This window comes from Flavobacterium sp., from assembly GCF_013823965.1.
Classification (GTDB): Bacteria; Bacteroidota; Bacteroidia; order Flavobacteriales; family Flavobacteriaceae; genus Flavobacterium.
Genome location: NZ_PNNA01000032.1, coordinates 39298 through 60683, shown reverse-complemented (window position 1 = coordinate 60683; position 21386 = coordinate 39298). Strand labels below are relative to the sequence as shown.

Annotated in this window: 17 protein-coding genes; 8 read left to right on the top strand and 9 right to left on the bottom strand. The window is 37.2% G+C overall.

The genetic code is table 11. The annotated features are described in order from the left end of the window. Positions 1–63: 63 nt before the first annotated feature. Both C0430_RS03505 and C0430_RS03500 read right to left on the bottom strand, forming a co-directional pair. Complete coding sequence (locus C0430_RS03505) at positions 64–477, bottom strand: cupin domain-containing protein (RefSeq protein ID WP_290865531.1); 414 nt, start codon at positions 475–477, stop codon at positions 64–66. 96 nt (positions 478–573) lie between these two features. Then, complete coding sequence (locus C0430_RS03500; protein WP_290865529.1) at positions 574–924, bottom strand: cyclophilin-like fold protein; 351 nt, start codon at positions 922–924, stop codon at positions 574–576. A gap of 158 nt (positions 925–1082) precedes the next feature. On the opposite strand from C0430_RS03500, the gene C0430_RS03495 reads away from it, so the two are divergent. Further along, a complete protein-coding gene (locus C0430_RS03495) occupies positions 1083–1979 on the top strand; it encodes a helix-turn-helix transcriptional regulator (protein WP_290865527.1) in 897 nt (298 codons plus the stop codon). 217 nt (positions 1980–2196) lie between these two features. On the opposite strand, the gene C0430_RS03490 is transcribed toward C0430_RS03495, so the two are convergent. Then, positions 2197–3339 (bottom strand): aldo/keto reductase, encoded by a 1143-nt coding sequence (locus tag C0430_RS03490; protein ID WP_290865525.1) that lies wholly within the window; start codon positions 3337–3339, stop codon positions 2197–2199. Positions 3340–3366: 27 nt separating this feature from the next. Then, complete coding sequence (locus C0430_RS03485) at positions 3367–4218, bottom strand: aldo/keto reductase (protein WP_290865523.1); 852 nt, start codon at positions 4216–4218, stop codon at positions 3367–3369. A gap of 197 nt (positions 4219–4415) precedes the next feature. Between C0430_RS03485 and C0430_RS03480 the strand changes: the two genes are divergently transcribed. Further along, positions 4416–5327, top strand: coding sequence for a helix-turn-helix transcriptional regulator (locus C0430_RS03480; protein ID WP_290865521.1), 912 nt, complete (start codon positions 4416–4418; stop codon positions 5325–5327). Positions 5328–5440: 113 nt separating this feature from the next. Here C0430_RS03480 and C0430_RS03475 read toward each other — a convergent pair whose 3' ends face one another. Continuing rightward, positions 5441–6886 (bottom strand): tryptophanase, encoded by a 1446-nt coding sequence (locus C0430_RS03475; RefSeq protein ID WP_290865519.1) that lies wholly within the window; start codon positions 6884–6886, stop codon positions 5441–5443. Positions 6887–7125: 239 nt separating this feature from the next. Then, entirely contained in the window at positions 7126–8670 is a 1545-nt protein-coding gene (locus tag C0430_RS03470) for a hypothetical protein (protein WP_290865516.1), read from the bottom strand. Positions 8671–8823: 153 nt separating this feature from the next. On the opposite strand from C0430_RS03470, the gene C0430_RS03465 reads away from it, so the two are divergent. The 6 genes from C0430_RS03465 (at position 8824) to ilvC (ending at position 16994) form a co-directional block, all read left to right on the top strand. Next, positions 8824–9999, top strand: a complete 1176-nt coding sequence (locus tag C0430_RS03465; RefSeq protein ID WP_290865514.1) for a 2-isopropylmalate synthase — start codon at positions 8824–8826, stop codon at positions 9997–9999. A 115-nt stretch (positions 10000–10114) separates the two neighbouring features. Then, a complete protein-coding gene (gene leuB / locus C0430_RS03460; RefSeq protein ID WP_290865512.1) occupies positions 10115–11230 on the top strand; it encodes a 3-isopropylmalate dehydrogenase in 1116 nt (371 codons plus the stop codon). Between the two features lie 259 nt (positions 11231–11489). Then, positions 11490–13163, top strand: coding sequence for a dihydroxy-acid dehydratase (gene ilvD, locus C0430_RS03455; RefSeq protein WP_290865510.1), 1674 nt, complete (start codon positions 11490–11492; stop codon positions 13161–13163). A 122-nt stretch (positions 13164–13285) separates the two neighbouring features. Continuing rightward, complete coding sequence (gene ilvB, locus C0430_RS03450) at positions 13286–14980, top strand: biosynthetic-type acetolactate synthase large subunit (protein WP_290865508.1); 1695 nt, start codon at positions 13286–13288, stop codon at positions 14978–14980. 4 nt (positions 14981–14984) lie between these two features. Next, entirely contained in the window at positions 14985–15509 is a 525-nt protein-coding gene (gene ilvN / locus C0430_RS03445; RefSeq protein WP_290865506.1) for an acetolactate synthase small subunit, read from the top strand. A gap of 15 nt (positions 15510–15524) precedes the next feature. Continuing rightward, positions 15525–16994 carry a ketol-acid reductoisomerase gene (gene ilvC / locus C0430_RS03440; protein WP_290865504.1) on the top strand — a complete coding sequence of 490 codons (1470 nt, stop codon included), beginning with the start codon at positions 15525–15527 and terminating at the stop codon, positions 16992–16994. Positions 16995–17227: 233 nt separating this feature from the next. Here the strand turns inward: ilvC and C0430_RS03435 are convergent, their stop codons facing one another. From C0430_RS03435 to C0430_RS03425, 3 genes are all read right to left on the bottom strand, one after another. Further along, positions 17228–17824 carry a 3'-5' exonuclease gene (locus C0430_RS03435; RefSeq protein WP_290865502.1) on the bottom strand — a complete coding sequence of 199 codons (597 nt, stop codon included), beginning with the start codon at positions 17822–17824 and terminating at the stop codon, positions 17228–17230. A 1-nt stretch (position 17825) separates the two neighbouring features. Beyond that, positions 17826–19742 (bottom strand): DUF294 nucleotidyltransferase-like domain-containing protein, encoded by a 1917-nt coding sequence (locus C0430_RS03430; protein WP_290865500.1) that lies wholly within the window; start codon positions 19740–19742, stop codon positions 17826–17828. Positions 19743–20051: 309 nt separating this feature from the next. Next, the gene (locus tag C0430_RS03425; protein ID WP_290865498.1) at positions 20052–21323 is read right to left on the bottom strand and encodes an NAD(P)/FAD-dependent oxidoreductase; all 1272 of its coding nucleotides are present in this window, start codon (positions 21321–21323) and stop codon (positions 20052–20054) included. Between the last annotated feature and the right edge of the window lie 63 nt (positions 21324–21386).

The following is a 21386-nucleotide window of genomic DNA, read 5'->3' as shown; positions in this document are numbered from 1 at the left end:
TATCGCCAAGACAAGAAATAGGAACCCTTTTAAAAATTTGTTTTTTCTCATCATTTTGATTGCTTAATTTTCATTGGCTGAATTAAATTCTTCCTCTGTTACCGGATTTAGCCAAACTGCATTGATTTCACCTTCATAATTGGTAATTGCAATGTGTACCATTTTTGTTTTTGCAGTAGCGCCGTGCCAATGTTCCACATTTTCAGGAATGTTAATTACATCTCCTTTTTTGATGATTTGGGCAGCTTTGCCTTTTTCCTGATATAATCCTTGTCCTTCGGTTACAATCAGTACCTGACCTTTTGGATGCTTGTGCCAGTTGGTTCTTGCTCCCGGTTTAAATGTTACGCTACCCATAACAAAATTGTTGTTCTTGTCTTTTGCCAAAAGCAGTTGCAAATAGGCATTTCCAGTAAACCAATCGTTGGTTAGTTTTTCTCCTTTTGGAAAAAGGGAGGTGTTATTTTCTGTTGTCATTTTTACTTGATTTTTAATGTTACTGCAAGCTACAAAAGTTATTAAAGTATTGAAAGCTATTGTTTTATAAATTTTTCTCATTATCCCGTTTTTCATTTAGTGCATTAATTCAAATGTTGCCGATATTGAGCCATTGGTTTCCAGTACTTCCATACCCGAAATGATTTTACCCATTGCAATGAGTCCGTTTGCATAAGCTGCCTCTTTGTAGAACAATGCCAAATTTCCCCAAGGTTTGTAATAGGTTAGCTCGTCAATGGATGGTCTGTGTCCTTTTGGCGCGTTTTCGGAAGTCAACTTGTTTGCCAACAAACAAATTTTTTCCTTGCCATTGTAATCTTCCAGTTCCAAAGTCATAGGAAGTTGTGCCACAAAATCCCTGCTGGTTGGGTTGTCATGCAATACTGCCGTTGCCGTTTTGCCGTTTATAGTGATTTTAATTTGCATTCTTGGTAAAGAATTTATTTCTGATGCAAAGGTCGACAGAGATGTTTGCAACTACTTTATACAGATTACTTTTCTTTTTACCACTTTTACTGATTTTGCCTTGAATTTGCCAAAGGGGCGTTTGGGTTTGCTAAATTTGTATTGTAATTCAAAAAGATATGGAACAAGTTGATCGAATAGACACCGTGAATGAATACAACAAATATGCAGGAGTCGACACTTTGCATCCGTTGGTTGGCGTAATCAATTTTAACGATATGGCGCAGATAACGCATTTCCGAAGAAGAATGGGGATTTATGCCGTTTTCTTGAAGGACGTTAAATGCGGCAATATGCTCTACGGCTGTCAACCTTATGATTATGAGGACGGAACCTTGGTTTTTATTTCACCCGGACAAGTATATGGAATTGACAGCAAGGGTATTGCCACAAAGCCGTCAGGATATGGATTGATTTTTCACCCCGATTTGATTGCGAGAACCCATTTGTCAAAAACCATCAAGGATTATAGTTTCTTTTCCTACGAAGTAAACGAAGCTTTGCATTTGTCAAAGAAAGAACGACAAACCGTTGTTGACTGCCTGAAAAAAATTCACGAGGAAATTGAACAAAACATTGATAAACACAGCAATACGCTTATTGTGTCAAACATTGAACTGTTTTTGAACTATTGCCAACGTTATTATGACCGCCAATTCATTACGCGAAGCAATGCCAACAAAGATATTTTGGCCCGGTTTGAAAATTTGCTGAGCGACTATTTCAAATCCGGCAAAGCAGCGCTTCTAGGATTGCCCACCGTTGCCTATTGTGCCGAGGAACTTTTTCTGTCTCCAAACTATTTTGGCGACCTAATCAAGAAAGAAACGGGCAGCACCGCCTTGGATTACATACAATCGCGCTTGATTGATGAAGCAAAACTGAGAATGTTTGATGCCACAAAAAACATCAATGACATTGCAACGGAATTGGGTTTCAAATACCAACAACATTTTACCCGATTGTTCAAACTAAAAACAACCGTAACACCCAATGAATACAGGAATCTTAATTAGATTTTTGGAAAGAAATTTACCCCCTTGGATGAAAACGGTTCTCCATACTTTTTTTGCTTCATTCCATTACGCAAAAACACTGCTGACGTTTTTATTTGAAAGGGCTTCGACAAGCTCAGCCTGACAAAGAAAAGGGCATTTTATATTGCTTTTAAAAAAAAATCTAGCTCAAACCGAGATTTTTGACAATTTCACCCAAGGGATTAATTTTATTCATCTATTTCTTCAAAGCGGCTTCCACTCCCGACATTGCTTGCACACCGGCCGGTAATCTTTCGCCCGAAATTGGTATTGCATTTAATTCGTTGGTAAATTCTTGAAGTTCCGTTGCGGTGAATTTGACGTTATTGGCGCCAACATTGTCTTTCATGTGTGTCATTTGTGTCGTTCCCGGAATTGGAACAATCCAAGGTTTTTGTGCTAATAACCATGCCAACGAAATTTGAGCAGGAGTAGCTTCTTTTCGAATGCCCCATTTTTTTATCAAATCGACTAAAAGCATATTTTTTACAAGGTTTTCAGGAGAAAAACGTGATACAAAACCCCTGAAATCTCCTTGTGCAAAACGAGTATTCACATCAATTGCACCTGTTAGAAATGCCATGCCTAATGGGCTCCAAGGCACAAAGCCAATTCCTAATTCTTCACAAAGCGGAATTATTTCTGCTTCAGGACCTCGCCATAAAAGTGAATATTCATTTTGAATAGCTGAAATTGGATGTTCTTTGTGTGCTCTTCTCACGGTTTGAATTCCCGGTTCTGAAAGTCCGTAATACAAAACTTTTCCTTCTTTTATTAGATCTTTTATTGCTCCGACAACATCTTCAATCGGTACACTTGAATCAACTCTATGTTGGTATAATAAATCAATTCTGTCCGTTTTTAATCTTGTTAAACTCGCTTCAACTACTTTTTTGATATGGTCGGGATCACTATTTAAACCACCCGAACGTCTTCCGTCTCCGCCAATGTTAAATCCGAATTTAGTTTCAATAACAATTTTATCTCTGAATGATGCTGTTGCTTCACCTAAAATCTTTTCACATTCAAACGGACCATACGCTTCAGCAGTATCAAACAAGGTTACTCCATTATCAAAAGCAGATTGAATGATGTTGTGCATTTCCTTGCGTGATGGAACAATTGTATGATAGGTTCTGTGCATATTTTGAACTCCAAGACCAATTGCTGAAACTTCTAATTTGCCTAATTTTCTTTTATCAGAAACTAACAAAGAAGTGTTGTCGTTTGTCAAGCTATTTTGGTTCTCATTGGATGTTCTAGCTAAAGCATCAAAAGGTAAAATAGCACTTCCTGCAATGGCTAATCCTGCTGTTTTTAAAAGGTTTCTACGGTTCATAATTTATTTTTTAAAGGTTAATGTCTTTTATAAATTTACTCTGTATTCACTTAAATTTTTTACCATTTGTGGATTTCGATGATCAAAAAACAGACTTTGGTTTGTGTCTATTACTGCTATGGCTTTCATATCTTCATCAGAAAGTTGAAAATCGAATATATTGAAGTTTTCTTCCATACGTTCTTTTTTAACCGATTTAGGAATTACAACTACACCACGTTGTGTTAACCAACGAAGTACAACCTGTGCAACCGACTTGTTATATTTATCGCCAATAGACAAAAGAATTTCGTTTTGAAAGATGTTATTTTTTCCTTCTGCAAATGGTCCCCAAGATTGGATTTGAACCTTGTTTTCTTGAAGAAATTGTTGGGTTTCTGCTTGTTGTAGAAAAGGATGTGTTTCAATTTGGTTAATAGCTGGAATAAAACCACTATTCACAATTAAATCCATTACTCTATCAGGATGAAAGTTTGCTACACCAATAGCTTTAATTTTTCCTTGTTGTACTAATTCTTGCATCGCTTTCCAAGAACCAAAAACATCTCCATAAGGTTGATGAATAAGATATAAATCAAGATAATTTAATTGTAATTTATTCAATGATTTTTCAAATGCTTTCATTGTTTTTTCATATCCCATATCTTGTACCCAAATTTTGGTTGTAATAAAGAATTCTTCTCTTGAAATACCACTTTTCCTAATAGCATTACCAACGGCTTCTTCATTCATATAGGATGCAGCAGTATCAATTAGACGATAACCACTTTCAATGGCTTCTAAAACTGCTTTTTCACATGCTTCTGCATCAGGTATTTGAAAAACTCCAAATCCTAAAATTGGCATTTCTATTCCGTTGTTTAATTTTATTGTTTGCATTATTTTGTATTTTAAAAATTTGATTTATTATTCCAGAAAAAGCGAACTTATATTTCTGTTATGCAAATTTCCTCTAGAAAATCGAAGTGGAAAGTATATTGATTACGGATTGTTCTACCAATATTACTTATTGCTCTAACAGCGTGGTCATTGATGTTGTTAAATGTCTAAATTTGTGTCATCAAATGAGTGAATTTATGGAAAATATAGTCAAGTTTGAGACCATTAGTCAATACAACGATTTTAACAATACGGAAACTTTGCATCCATTGATCAGTGTCATCGATTTTTCAAAAGCAAGTGAAAGATCCTGGAATGGTCAAAAAAGTGTCAAGATTTACTATGGTTTTTATTGCATTTTTTTGAAGGATATAAAATGTGGTGATTTACGTTATGGCTGCAATTATTACGATTATCAAGAAGGGACATTGGTTTTTACCGCTCCTGGACAAGTAATGGAGATCGAAACTACAGGTGAGGTATATCAGCCTAAAGGATATGCACTGGTTTTTCATCCTGATTTAGTACACGGTACATCGCTTTTTAAAAGTTTGAATGATTATAATTTCTTTAGTTACCATACTAATGAAGCTTTACACTTATCAGAGCGTGAACGACAAATTGTTTTGGATAGTTTTTCCAAAATAAAATCGGAGTTAGAAATTGGTGTGGACAAGCACAGCAAGAAACTGATTGCTTCTAATATTGAGTTGTTCCTCAACTATTGTGACCGATTTTATGACCGGCAATTTATAACTAGAGAAAGTGTAAATAAAGGTGTTTTAGAAAAATTTGAAGATATTTTAAATCATTATTTTGCATCAGATAAACCCAATACTATCGGTTTGCCATCAGTTGCCTATTGTGCTGACGAACTGCATTTATCAGCCAATTATTTTGGTGATTTGATTAAAAAAGAAACTGGGAAATCGGCTCAAGAGTATATTCAAAATAAAATAATTGATGTAGCCAAAAATCAAATTTTAAGTGATAATAAAACAGTAAATGAAATTGCTTACGAACTCGGTTTCAAATATCCTCAACATTTTTCAAGATTATTTAAGCAAAGGGTAGGTTATACTCCGAATGAGTACAGAAGTTTGAATTAAAATAATAACGCAAGTTCCTAAATTAGTAAACTTGCGTTTTTTGATTTTTTACATTGATAATAAATTTATCTTTCAAAATCTTCATTTCCTCACTCACTTTTTCTTAGAAATATTTAAACTTCCAATTCGTTTGTAACCAATTCAAGGTTTTTTGATTGATTCGAAAACAACAAATCCTTTTTTTCTATTCGTTCCAATTCCACAGTGAAATGACGCATAATAGGCGCTTCCCAAATAATGGTGAAGCCACTTTTCAGCTCCTCGCGACGATCAAAAACATTTTTTAATGCCACTGCCACATATTCCATGTGATTATTGGAATACACCCGTCGGGGAATTGCCAAGCGCACCATTTCCAGCTTGGGATAACGATTTTCGCGTGTTTCTGGGTCACGGTCGGCCAGCAAAATACCAATTTCGACACCACGAATTCCTGCCTCAATATACAGTTCAACCGCTAGAAGTTGCGCCGTATATTCCTTTTGCGGAACATTGGGCAGCATTTTTTTTGCATCCACAAAAATAGCGTGTCCACCAAAAGGTTCTTGTACCGGAATGCCAAATTCTTTTAATTTGGAACCCAAAAAGGCCACCTGACCAATACGGGATTCCAGATACGAAAACTCGGCAGATTCTCTCAAACCTTGTGCCAAAGCGCCCATATCACGTCCTGCCATACCGCCATAAGTGATAAATCCCTCATAAATAATGTTGAAAGTAGATGCTTGACGGAATGTTTCTTGGCTGCGCAAACCGATAAAACCTCCAATGTTAACGATACCGTCTTTTTTGCTGCTCATGGTGCAACCTTCCGCATAAGAAAACATTTCCAAAATAATTTCCTTGATGGATTTATCTGCATAACCGTCTTCACGAACTTTGATGAAATAAGCATTTTCAGCATATCTTGCCGCATCAATAAATACCGGAACACCGTATTTCTTTCCCAAAGCCGAAACTTCACGCATATTTTGCATCGAAACGGGTTGACCACCAGCGGTATTATTGGTAATCGTTATTAAAATAAGTGGTATTTTTTCTTTAGGATTTTCCTGAAGCACTTTTTCGAGCTTGTTCAAGTCTAAATTGCCTTTGAATGGATGATAAACTGAAGTGTCGAAAGCTTCGTCGATGGTAACATCTACAGCTTTGGCTTTACGAAATTCAATATGGCCTTTGGTCGTGTCAAAATGCGAATTTCCGGGAACAATGTCTCCGTCTTTGACAAGAACCGAAAAAAGCACGTTTTCGGCAGCCCGACCTTGATGAGTTGGCAAAAAATATTCGAAACCCAGCAGTTCTTCGATAGTGTCTTTGAGTTTATGATAGGAAAGTGAACCGGCATAACTTTCATCCCCAAGCATAATTTCGGCCCATTGTTTGTCGCTCATGGCGCCAGTTCCTGAGTCGGTTAACAGGTCAATGGTTACTTTGTCCGAGCTTAATTTAAAAAGGTTGAATTGACATTCTTCAATCCATTGTTTGCGTTGTTCTTTTGTGCTGACAGGCACATTTTCGACCATTTTAGTTTTAAACGGTTCTATATAGGGAAGTTCCATTTTTTTTGTGTTTATGTTAATGATTTGCGTTGAAAAGAACTTCAACGCAAGAAAATAGTACAAAGAATTACTACGACAAAAAAGCGTCTCGTCGTTTGATATTTCGATATCTGAAAATATCTATTGTAATATTTATCATTGGGTTCATTAACATCCCTTTTTTATCTACAAAAATGCTCCTTTGGAGCCTTGATTGCCAGAGTACAAAAGTAATCAATTTTAAGATTACTTTTTTAAATTTAGCGATTATTCAATCTTGCTTTTTCCTTGATGATGTCGCTTATTTTTCGGTTTTCGATTTTGCTTTCCAACCACGAAATGATATCGAGATACAGGAAAGCCCTTTTTTCGTAGGTGTTTTTTTCCAATTCAACAAAACGTTCCTTCACTTTTATAAACTCCTTTTTGATGTCGCTTGGATAAATGGTGTTCAGTTTTTTCAAAAAGCGGATGATTTCTTTTTGCACTTCATGCAAATCATTCATTTTAATCAAAAATTTATAAGTGCTTATCAACTGGTTTTCGATGTTGAAATCTTTCCCGGATTCATAATGGGCAATCAAGCACAATAATCGGGCAAAGCACGCTAAATCTTCCCGAACATATAGGTTTTTGTTGTTGATGATTTTTTCCAGGTAAAAGATGCACTCCGTATATTTTTCGGTGCCAAAATAAATACAGGCAATTTTATAGTAAAACAACATTTCGTGATGTTCGTCCAGATGCTCGCTGTGCAACTTTATTTTGTCCAAAACTTCGGGAATCAGGTATTCGCTTTCGGCAAAAGTACCTTCGAGAATGTGGTAATTCAATTTGTTGTTGTACAAATACAGGAACGACAGTGAAGTAATATTGTCGTTGATGGGAAATTGGGGATCGTTGATGGTTTCTTCCAGCATTTCCAAATATTTCTTGAAATTGGTCTTGTATTTCAACATGAACAAAGATTCCAACAAATAATGGTTTCCTTTCAAGAAAAACACGGGATTGAGAAAAATCATGTTCCTGTTGTCATAAAAAAGCGTCACCCATTTGTGCGAATATTTATAGCAGGACAAAAAGTCCTGAACCAGGAAACTGCGCCAGAGATAGGCATTGTAATACCAGTATCTTTCCCGGAATCCAAACTTTTTTTCGTCAAATTTAGAAATGTGTTTGTTGAAATAATCATCGATATATTTGTACTCCGCATCGCTTTTTACATAACCTGTTTTCAGCATGATGCCGTACAATTGCAGGGATAAATTCGACAATTTGCTGGAGATGGTGTTCTTGTAATTCAATTCCTTGGCTTGAACGACCAATTCATCGGCGCGACCTTGAATACTTCGGGTAATGTATTGGGATTCAATCAGTTTTTCGAATTCCACGATTTCATAAGCCATGTATTTCTCGTCGTTCTCCATGGCTTGCTGCTTGGTTTTGTCCAATATTTTCAAACTTTGCTTGTACAGGCCTTTGTTATAAAGAATGACAGCAAAATCGATTTGTTCCCGCAATTGGTAACGTATGTTTTGGCTGGGAATATTCAACCGAATACTTACCAAAATTTGTTTGTATAAATAGGATTTGAGATTGGATAATTGCACCTTTTTGATGATGCCGTTTTTCAATATAATTTTCTCGTCGTAGACTTCTGATTTGTCCAAAATGTTGAATAATTCAATGAACTTTGTATTGGAACTTGTTTCAAGCCGACTCGCAAAAATCTTGAATTGTCTTTTTTCAGATTTAGAAAGTGATTTAATCAATACAAATAAAGAATCTTTTTGATGGTTAGCCATTGTAAAATATAATGATGTAACTTATTGTTTTTTAGATATTTACAAAGTTTTTATTTGTTTTATAAATAGTATAATCTATAAAAATGAATTTTATTTTAAAGTAATGAAATCTATTTTTGTTCGAAGATGTGAAATTACATTAAATATTTTAAAATGAATAGAGAGAAAGTCCAAATTTTTGATACCACTTTACGAGATGGGGAACAAGTCCCAGGATGCAAATTAGATACCAATCAAAAACTCGTTATCGCAAACAGGCTTGACGAAATGGGAGTTGATGTTATCGAAGCCGGTTTTCCAGTTTCAAGTCCAGGCGATTTTTTATCCGTTTCAGAAATAAGCAAAATTGTAAAAAACGCCACTGTTTGCGGTTTGACCAGAGCAGTAAAAAACGATATTGATGTTGCTGCCGCCGCTTTAAAATATGCAAAAAAACCTCGTATTCATACCGGAATTGGAACATCGAATTCACACATTGTACACAAACTCAACACCACGAGAGAAGATATTATTGCCCGTGCAAAATATGCCGTTTCTTATGCCAAATCCTATGTTGAAGACGTAGAATTTTACGCGGAAGATGCCGGAAGAACCGAGAATGATTTCTTGGCTCGAGTCTGTGAGGAAGTCATAAAATCAGGAGCTACCGTACTTAATATTCCGGATACAACAGGATACTGTTTGCCAGAAGAATACGGTGCAAAAATAAAATACTTGAAAGAAAACGTAAAAGGAATTGAAAACGTAATTATTTCTTGTCACTGTCACAACGATTTAGGAATGGCCACTGCCAATTCTATTGCCGGAGCCATCAATGGAGCCCGACAAATAGAATGTACCATAAACGGAATAGGGGAAAGAGCCGGAAACACGGCATTGGAAGAAGTAGTGATGATTTTCAAGCAACATCCTTACTTGAATTTGGATACCAACATCAACACCAGAGAATTGAACGAAATGAGTCGTTTGGTTTCTGACAGCATGGGAATGATTGTACAACCCAACAAAGCCATTGTGGGTGCCAACGCCTTTTCACACAGTTCCGGAATTCACCAAGACGGCGTCATCAAGAACAGGGAAACTTATGAAATCATGGATCCGTTGGAAGTGGGCGTCAATGAATCTTCCATCATTCTTACCGCCAGAAGCGGTAGGGCAGCCTTGGCTTACAGAGCCAAAAAAGTAGGGTATGAGTTGACAAAAATACAATTGGACATCGTATATGTAGAATTCTTGAAATTTGCCGATATTAAAAAAGAAGTTTTGGATACCGATATTCATCAAATTATTGAAGCTTGCAAAATACAAAGTGAATTGATAAGAAATTAGTATTCCGTGTTCTGTATTTTTACAACATTAAGTAAAAAAACGACAAGAAATTATAAATTTAATTTCCCAACCCCTTCTTAGTTTGGAAAGCGTCAGGGAGAGAAAAAATAAAAAAATGAACTTAAAAATAGCAGTACTTTCGGGGGACGGGATAGGTCCAGAGGTAACTTTGCAAGCCAAAAAAGCCTTGTACGCTATTGGCGTGGTTTACAATCACGAGTTTGTTTTTGAAGACGCTTACATAGGAGCCATCGCCATTGAAAAAACGGGCAAACCGCTTCCGGAACAAACCTTGAATTTGTGCAGAAACACGGATTCTATTTTGTTTGGAGCCATTGGAGACCCAAAATACGACAATGATCCGAGTGCCAAAGTACGTCCTGAACAAGGATTGCTCAAACTTCGAAAAGAACTGGGTTTGTTTGCCAACATTAGACCCATAAAAGCCTATCCTAAATTGATGGATTCTTCTCCCATAAAGAAGGAAGTATTAAAAGGAACCGATTTTATAGTTTACAGGGAATTGAACGGCGGCATGTATTTTGGAGAAAAAACCATGAATGAAGCCGGAACTTATGCTTCGGATTTGTGTGAATATAACGAAGACGAGATTGCAAAAATCACGCATTTGGCATTCAAAGCCGCCCAAACCAGACGCAAGAAAGTAACCTTGGTGGACAAAGCCAATGTATTGGAAACTTCCCGTTTGTGGCGAAAAGTGGTTTCGGAAGTTGCCAAAGAATATCCAGAGGTAACTTTGGAATGTTTGTATGTTGACAACGCTGCCATGCAAATTATTTTGAACCCAAGACAGTTTGACATTTTGCTAACCGATAATTTATTTGGAGATATTTTGTCCGATGAAGCCAGCGTAATTTCAGGTTCAAAAGGATTAATGTCTTCTGCATCGATAGGAGACCAACATTCCCTTTTTGAACCCATCCACGGTTGTTATACCGAAGCCAAAGGAAAAAACATTGCGAATCCAATAGCATCCATACTTTCGGTAGCCTTGCTATTGGAACATTTTGGATTGTCGAAAGAAGCCAAAAAAGTCATCGCAGCTGTAGAAAGAACCATTATCAACAATGTCGTCACGGTAGATTTGAAAGTAGATTCCCAATTTGGGACGAATGAAGTAGGCGATTTTATTGCCAATTATATATTAAATGAAGGTGATTCTTATTTCAAAAATGATTTTGTGCAAATAGGACAATCAACCATCGTTTAAGGGATAAAAAATAGACATCGTAATTGAATATAATCATAATTTTATAGTTCCCTTTTTTTATTTCATTTGTTTTTATACATTTGATGCAGAAAAAAAGACAAATGAAATTATTCGCAATTATTCCTTCAATTATTAATGTCAATGTGGTAATCACATGTGCAGGAGGAATGTTATAGATATAATTAAAAAAATATTTAAAACCTTCCGATGATTTTGGAAGGTTTTTTTTTGGCCTAAATTTAAAAAGAATACAAAAATAATGGAATTAAACAAGTACAGCAAGACCATCACCCAAGACGTAACACAACCTGCTGCGCAGGCAATGTTGTATGGAATTGGCTTGACCGAAGAGGATTTGAAAAAAGCCCAAATCGGTATTGTCAGTATGGGATATGAAGGCAATACTTGTAATATGCATCTGAATGATTTGGCCAAAGATGTCAAAAAAGGGGTATGGGATGCCGATTTGGTGGGATTGATTTTTAATACCATTGGCGTAAGCGACGGAATTTCAAACGGAACCGACGGAATGCGTTATTCCTTGGTTTCCCGTGACGTAATTGCCGATTCCATCGAAACCGTAATGGGAGCGCAATGGTACGACGGATTGATTGCCATTCCGGGTTGCGACAAAAATATGCCGGGAGCCTTGATTGCGATGGGAAGAGTGAATCGTCCATCCATTATGGTTTATGGAGGAACGATAAATTCCGGAAGATGGAAAGGGGAACACCTGAACATCGTTTCCGCTTTTGAAGCCTTGGGAAAAAAATTTCAGAAAACCATTTCCGACGAAGATTATAAAGGAGTGATTCAAAATTCTTGCCCAGGACCAGGTGCTTGTGGCGGAATGTACACTGCCAACACTATGTCCTCGGCCATTGAAGCATTGGGAATGAGCTTGCCTTACAGTTCGTCCAATCCCGCTTTGAGCGAAGACAAAAGACGCGAATGTGACGAGGCTGGAAAAGCCATCCGAATTTTGCTGGAAAAAGATATCAAGCCTAGAGACATCATGACTCGCAAGGCTTTTGAAAATGCCATTACTATCGTGGCCGTTTTGGGAGGTTCGACCAATGCCGTGATGCATTTGATTGCCATGGCGCATGCTGTGGATATCGAAATTACCTTGACAGATTTTCAAGAAATCAGTGATAAAACCCCGGTACTTGCCGACTTAAAACCAAGCGGAAAATATATGATGGAAGATTTACATGCCGTGGGCGGTGTTCCAGCGGTAATGAAATATTTGTTGAAAGAAGGATTCATCCACGGAGACTGTTTGACCGTAACCGGAAAAACAATCGCCGAAAACTTAGCCAACGTACCAGATTTGCAGGACGGTCAAGAAGTGATTCATGAAATCCAAAAAGCATTAAAATCGACTGGAAACATCCAGATATTATACGGAAACTTGGCATCTGAAGGATGTGTTGCCAAAATAAGCGGCAAAGAAGGAGAATATTTTGAAGGAACCGCCGTTGTTTTCGAAAGAGAATTCGATGTTATTCCGGGTATTCAAAACGGAATGGTCAAACCTGGGGATGTAGTCGTCATTCGGTATTGTGGGCCAAAAGGTGGTCCAGGGATGCCGGAAATGCTCAAACCAACCTCTGCCATCATGGGTGCAGGACTGGGAAGCAGCGTTGCCCTGATTACAGACGGTAGATTCTCTGGAGGCTCACATGGATTCGTGGTAGGCCACGTAACACCAGAAGCTTACGACGGAGGCGGAATAGCCTTGGTTGAAAATGGGGATTTAATTACTATTGATGCCGTGAAAAACACCATCAATCTTAAGATATCTGATGCAGAATTTGCCGAAAGAAAAGCCAAATGGGTTCAACCCGCTTTGAAAGCGACAAAAGGAGTTTTACTTAAATATGCCAGATCGGTTTCGAGTGCCTCGACAGGATGCGTAACCGATAAATAGTTTTCAGTTGGCAGATTATAGTTTGTAGAATACAGTTTTAAAATAATATAATAAATCTCCTTTGCCAATGTCGGCTTTATGTCTAGGCTTGGTTGGAGAGAGGAAAAATAATAATAACAATAATGAAAAATAATAAAATATCAGGCGCAGAAGCTGTTATACGATGTTTGCTGGAAGAAGGAGTAGACTTGGTTTATGGTTATCCAGGTGGTGCCATTATGCCGGTTTACGACGAATTATATAAATTTAAAGACGAATTGCACCACGTTTTGGTGCGTCACGAACAAGGAGCAACACACGCGGCACAAGGTTACGCCAGAGCAACTGGAAAAGTTGGCGTTGCCATTGCCACTTCGGGACCAGGAGCTACTAATTTAGTAACCGGAATTGCCGATGCCCAAATAGATTCCACACCCTTGGTTTGCATCACGGGACAAGTTGGGAAACATTTATTGGGTTCAGATGCCTTTCAGGAAACCGACATTATCGGAATTTCTACTCCGGTAACCAAATGGAATTACCAAGTTACGGAAGCTCACGAAATTCCGGAAATTATCGCAAGAGCTTTTTACATAGCAAAATCAGGACGTCCGGGACCAGTTTTGATTGACATTACCAAAAATGCCCAATTTGACGAATTGGAATTTAGTTATAAAAAATGTACCAGCATTAGAAGTTACAATCCAAAACCAACGCTGAATCTTGAAAAATTGCAAGAGGCAGCAGATTTAATCAATTCTGCCAAAAAACCTTATATCCTTTTTGGACAAGGAATAATTCTTGGTGAAGCGGAAGCCGAATTAAAAGCATTAGTGGAAAAATCTGGAATTCCAGCCGCTTGGACACTTCTGGGACTTTCTGCACTGCCAACGGATCATCCGTTGAATGTGGGCATGTTAGGAATGCACGGAAATTACGGACCAAATTTATTGACCAACGAATGCGATGTTTTGATTGCATTAGGAATGCGTTTCGATGATCGTGTGACTGGAAATTTGGCCACTTATGCCAAACAAGCCAAGGTAATCCATTTTGAAATTGATCCATCGGAAATCGACAAAAATGTAAAGACAGACGTTGCCATTTTAGCCGATGTCAAAGAATCTTTGCAAGCATTGCTTCCTCTTATCGAAAGCAAAACGCACGATTCTTGGCACAATGAATTCAAGAAAAAATATAAAATCGAATTTGACAGTGTCATCAAAGAAGAATTAACGCCAACCAATGGCGGAATTTCGATGGGAGAAACCATCGAAATGATCAACAAACATTCTAAAGGAGATGCCATAATGGTTTCAGACGTTGGACAACACCAGATGTTTACCTGTCGCTATTCCAAATTTAATTCCTCTAAAAGCAACATTACTTCAGGAGGTTTGGGAACAATGGGATTTGCTTTGCCTGCAGCCATTGGAGCCAAAATGGGAATGCCGGATCGCGAAGTGGTTGCCATTATTGGAGATGGCGGTTTTCAAATGACGATTCAAGAATTGGGAACTATATTTCAAACCAAAGTTCCGGTAAAAATTGTGGTGCTCAACAATGAATTTTTAGGAATGGTTCGCCAATGGCAAGAACTGTTTTTTGACAGCAGATATGCTTCCACCGTGATGACAAATCCAAACTTTATTGCCATTGCAGAAGGCTATCACATTAAATCAAGAAAAGTGACCAAAAGAGAAGAATTGGATGGAGCCGTTGCCGAAATGTTGGCTTCAAAAGAATCTTATTTCTTGGAAGTGATGGTAGAAAAAGAAAACAACGTATTCCCAATGATTCCAACAGGAGCTTCGGTTTCAGATATGCGATTAAGTTAAAATTATGGAAAATAAAATATTCACCATTTCTGTTTATTCAGAAAACAATGTAGGTTTATTGAACCGGATTTCAGGAATATTCTTGAAACGCCACATCAATATTTTGAGTTTAAATGTATCCGAATCGGAAATTGAAAACGTTTCCCGATTCATCATCGTGGTCAACACCACCGAAAAATGGGTACATAATATTGTAGGTCAAATCGAAAAACAAATCGAAGTCATCAAGGCTTTTTATCATATTGACGAAGAAACCATTTTCTTGGAAAGTGCCATCTTCAAAATTGAATCGAGCTTACTTTTCGACGAAAGACAAATCCAGAACATCATCAAGGAAAGCCACTCTGAAATCGTAACCGTGTCCAGAGACTTTTTCGTGATTTCAAAATCAGGAAAACGCTCTGAAATCAACGACTTGTACAACAAACTAAAACCTTTTGGAATCATGCAATTCGTTCGTTCCGGAAGAATATCCGTTTCCAAGGAAAAAATGGAAATATCAACTTTATTAGAGGAATTAAAATCATAAATTAAATACTAAACAATGGCAAATTATTTCAATTCATTACCACTTAGATTACAGTTAGAACAATTAGGCGTTTGCGAATTCATGGACCAGTCCGAATTTTCAAATGGAATAGAAGCACTTAAAGGAAAAAAAATAGTTATCGTAGGTTGCGGCGCCCAAGGTTTAAACCAAGGTTTGAACATGAGAGATTCAGGCTTGGATATTTCTTATGCTTTGCGTGCTGAAGCCATCGCTCAAAAAAGAGCTTCTTTCATGAATGCTGCCGACAATGGATTCAAAGTGGGAACTTATGAAGAATTGATTCCAACGGCCGACCTCGTTTGCAATCTTACACCAGACAAACAGCACACTGCGGTTGTTACGGCTATTATGCCATTGATGAAACAAGGTTCCACATTGGCTTATTCGCACGGTTTCAACATCGTGGAAGAGGGAATGCAAATTCGTAAAGACATCACGGTTATCATGTGTGCACCAAAATGTCCAGGATCTGAAGTTCGTGAAGAATACAAAAGAGGTTTTGGTGTTCCAACTTTAATAGCGGTTCACCCCGAAAATGATCCAAACGGAGAAGGTTTCGAACAAGCAAAAGCCTATGCCGTTGCCACTGGTGGACACAAAGCAGGAGTTTTAAATTCGTCTTTCGTTGCCGAGGTAAAATCGGATTTGATGGGAGAACAAACCATTCTTTGCGGAATGTTGCAAACCGGTTCCATCTTGTGTTTTGACAAAATGGTTGAAAAAGGAATCGAGCCAGCTTATGCCTCAAAATTAATCCAATACGGTTGGGAAACCATCACGGAAGCCTTGAAACACGGCGGAATCACCAACATGATGGATCGTTTGAACAATCCTTCAAAAATCGAAGCGTTCAAAATTGCCGAAGAATTGAAAGACATCATGCGTCCATTATTCCAAAAACATCAAGATGACATCATTTCTGGGGAATTCTCAAGAAACATGATGATTGATTGGGACAACAATGATGTTAATTTATTGACTTGGAGAGCTGCAACAGCTGAAACTAATTTCGAAAAAACAGCTCCAACAGCTGCCCACATTTCGGAACAAGAATATTTTGACAACGGAATTTTGATGATTGCAATGGTAAAAGCCGGTGTTGAATTGGCTTTCGAAACCATGACAGAATCAGGCATCATCGAAGAGTCGGCTTATTATGAGTCTTTGCACGAATTGCCTTTGATTGCCAACACTGTAGCCAGAAAAAAATTATACGAAATGAACAGAATCATTTCTGATACAGCAGAATACGGTTGTTATTTATTTGACCATGCCTGCAAACCATTATTGGCTGATTTTATGAAAACGGTTGAAACCAATATCATTGGAAAACCATTTTCTACCACAAACGGAGTTGACAATGCAGTTCTTATTGCTGTAAACAAAGAAATTCGTCAACATCCTATCGAAGAAGTGGGAGCGTGGTTGAGAGAATCGATGACGGCAATGAAAAAAATTGGTTAATACGACATACACCTTTGGTGCGCAGGGATTTTGACAAACATCTTTATTGGCTAATATAATTGAATTAGTTAAAACATATTAAAGAAATCAATTAAAGATAGTCATTTTACATTCACTTAACTTGAAAACCGAGTTGAAGGTTAAGTGAAGTAGTCCCGAGTAAAAATTAAAAAAGCGAGATAGAATTTCTATTTCGCTTTTTTTTCGCCATAATATTCGTTCTCTTTACAGGTTTAATTTAATCCCAGTCTTGATTTTAATTTCAGGAAAAGCAAGGCAATTTTATAAGCATCTTCTGTAGAGGAATTCCTGTCACTTTTAGGAATTTTGTAAATATTGCATAATTCTTCAAGAGAAAATTGTTTGTTATTGATGTCCGTCAGTTTTCGATACATCACATCAATATCCAAAGCTTCGTTTTTTAATCTTCCACAACCCAATCTTTCCAAGGCTGCATTGATCATTTCCACGTCAAAATCAATGTGGTGTCCCACCAATACCGAATTTCCGATAAATTCCACCAAAGCTTGGATTGCCTCGGGTTCTCCAAGTTTTTTCATTTTGGTTTCAATGGTAAATTCATTTGAAATTCCGTTGTCGTGAAAAAATTTGTATTGTGCCAAAATGGTTTCAAAACTATCTGCAATGATGATGCTATTGTTGATTACCGAAAAAGCGCCAATCGATAAAATCACGTCTTTTTCAAGACTCAAACCGGAAGTTTCAGTAGATAAAACAACGAAACGCTTCGATTTTTTGTCAAATTTAGAAAGGTATAACTTCCAAAATTCAGGATATTCTTTATTGATGTTTTTTATCCAGTCTAACATTTTATGAAAATTGGGTAAGTTGAAACTTTGTTTTAATTAATTCTTCTAATTCTCTCATTGGAGCCAAAGCATTTTTTAAATTTTCCTTGTCTATTTTTGACAATTCTTGCAAATTTATAAATTGTCCCGAATTATCATTTTTTAACCCTTCCAAAGTCCTGAATTTAGACAAAATCAAAAAGGCTTCGGCACAATTTAAATAAATCTCTGCATTTCTTGGATCCACTATGGCCAATTGCTTAAATCTCATGTATGTATTATTGACTCCTCGAATGTTGTGGCTCAACGAAAATAATCGGGCTCCATCAATAAGCGGCATCAATGCACGCGTTTTGATGTCGAACTTGTCCTTGTTTATGCCTTCTTCTTCCACATTAAATTTCTTGAAAAAACTTAATGGAGCATTTTTTCTCAAGGCGTCATTTCCAAGAAAATCAAAGAACAAGACATTGTTTTTTGCATTATTGAAAATAACATTCTCCATTGCTTCCTCTATTTTTTGTTCTCCAAAAGCTATTTCGAAGTCAAAGAAAATACTACTAATTTCATTGCTGTTTTCTCCTGGAGTATTCATCCAATTGTCATATTGTTTCACCCAGTCAGTCAGCGATTTACACCAAAGCATATTGCTTCCCATGTGTCCGTTTGGACAGAATTCATAACCCACTTTTTCCAGAATGGCAGTCGTCCTTTTTCCTAATTTCAGGAAATAATCTTTTACGTCCCTGTACTTATCTGCAGTGACGTCTTCAAAAATCAAAATACTGTCCTGGTCTGTGGGCAATAATTGCTCTTTTCGTCCTTGACTACCAATGCTCAACCAAGCAAAACGGACAGGAGGGGAGCCCAAATCCAAAATGGACAATTCAACGGAACGCTTGATAATAGCCAAATTGATTTCGCTCGCAATATTGTTGATATTGGCAATGGATACATTTTTGTGAATTGATTTTTGAATAAGAGTGGTCAATCGGTCACGAATTGATTTTAAATCTTTTGCCGATTGGGAACGTTTTATCTCTTTTATCAAAACCCCGGGATTATTGGCTTGGGCAACAATTAAATCGTGTTCTGAAATAATTCCTTTAATTTCCGATTTATCGGAACCATCTTTGGTCACGCACAAATGCGTCACGTTATTTTTTAACATTATCAATTGCGCTTCGGCCAAAGAAATGTTCTCCACAACGGTTACCACGGGCGATGACATGATTTTGTCAATTGCGGTGTTGATGGAAAATCGTCCTGTCGCAATTTTTGCACACATATCAGTATTGGTAACTATTCCTACAGGAAAATTATCTTTGGCAATGATGGCGCCAGTAGTCAAGGAATCCGTCATTTGTTGGGCGACTTCTTGAATACTTTTTGTTTCGTCCACTTTTACAGGAGAATTATTGTAAGCCAATAACTGAAAATATTGAATTTCAGATTGTTGGTTCGAATAGTAAACGTTGTCAGAAATTAGTTTTCCACGAAAATTTTCCTTGTCATTGGGATTACTTGTATTTGTTGCAAAACTTTGCAAAAGGAAGTCCAAAACCTCCGAATTATTGGCAACAAAAGGACGGAAAACAGCGATGGGAATAGCATAAATAATGCTTTCTTCACGAGCTTTGGCCGTCATCATGTAATTGTTTTTGGCAAAAAAAGGACGTAGACCAAAAATATCTCCATCAACACATTTATTCAATAATGTTTCCTCGGCATCGGCAATTACGGATAAATTGACAATTCCCGAAGCAACCACATAAAAGCTATCGTGTAAAGCATCGTTTATTTGGAACAAAATTTTGTGTTTCTCCAAATTTATCACGCGAATGCTTGTAGCAATTTCTGATAATTCTTGAAAATTCAAATGATCAAACGGCGGATATTTTTTTAAAAAATCGGCAATGTGTTCTGCAATTGTGTTCATAAGGGTTTAAATATAGTCGAATGTAAAAATAATGAATTAAAAAATTATAATACCAGCATTGATGTAGTAAAACGATTTATTTACACATTTCTTATTTATTAAATAGAAACTAAAGTTTTGATAATCCTTTTTTAATGGTTAACGATAAAAAAGCATTGAAAAACCTGATTTTTGGTGCTTTCATATGGATATTATTTTGAACTATAATTTATATTATGTAAAATAGAATTTTTAAATTATTGTTAACAATTTATTGCTACAAAGAAATTTAATAGATGAGTATTTAGGATATTTGAAAGAAAAGAATTGCTAAGCATCCCCTTTTGTTCTTTTCTCTGGCCTGATAATCATCCGCAAGGATTGGTCTTTCGAAAAATACGCAATCATCCAATGGTAAAATGTATTAATTCGGTTACGATAAGTGATTAGCGACATCAGGTGGACAAAAAGCCAAATCATCCAGGCAAAAAAGCCCTTGAAGTGCATTTTGGGTTTGGGCAAATCCACGACGGCCTTGTTTTTTCCGATAATCGCCATAGAACCCTTGTCGTTGTATTTAAAAAGTTTCAACGGTTTGTTTTGGAGCATCAACTTGAAGTTTTGCGCCAAATTCACGCCTTGCTGGATGGCTACTTGTGCCAATTGCGGATGGCCTCCGGGAAAATCAACATCGGTCAATTGAATGCTGGTATCGCCAATGGCATAGATATTTTCGGTACCGTTCACTTTGTTGAAAGCATCGGTTAGCATTCGTTTACCGCGCCCGTAACTTTCTGCCGGAATTCCTTCAAATTCCCTGGCGGAAACGCCTGCCGCCCATATCAAGTTTTTGGTCTTGATGGTTTTCCCATCGGCAAAGAAAACCGTATCGTCTTTATAATCAATTACTCGGGTATTGAGTTTTACAATAACTCCCAATTTGGTCACGGCTTCAAGAGTATCTTCTTGCGATTCCTTACTCATTGGCGACAGCAAAGCATCACCACCATCGACCAAATAAATATTGCTGGCAGACGTTTCCAATTCGGGATATTCTTTGAGTAAAATATTTTTTCGCATTTCGGCAAACATTCCGGATACTTCCACCCCTGTTGGCCCACCGCCGGCGATTACAATGGTCAAAAATTTTCTACGTTCTCTTATGTCTTTGCAAGTGGATGCTTTTTCCAAATTTTTCAACAAAGCATTGCGCATTTCGATGGCATCATTGAGCGTTTTCATCGGAATGGCATTTTTCTTGACATTTTCCATCCCAAAATAACTCGTTTCAGCTCCGGTGGCAAAAACCAACTGGTCGTACTGCAATTCGCCGTTGTTGAGGATGATTTTATTTTCGGCCGGAACCACTTTTTGCAATTCGCCCAAACGGAATTGCAGGTTCTTTTTGCCCACAAAAAATTTTCGAAATGGATAACTGATACTGGAAGGCTCCAAAAAAGCCGTTGCCACCTGATAAATCAATGGTGGAAAGAAATTGTAATTGTTTTTGTCAACAAGCGTTACTTCAATTCCTTTATAATTTGTCAAGTCTTTGGCCAAATTAATGCCTGCAAAACCGCCTCCTATGATCACTATTTGCATATCGAAATTTTTATAAAAATGATTTTTATAAAAGTACAATATATATTCAGCTGCAAAAATTAG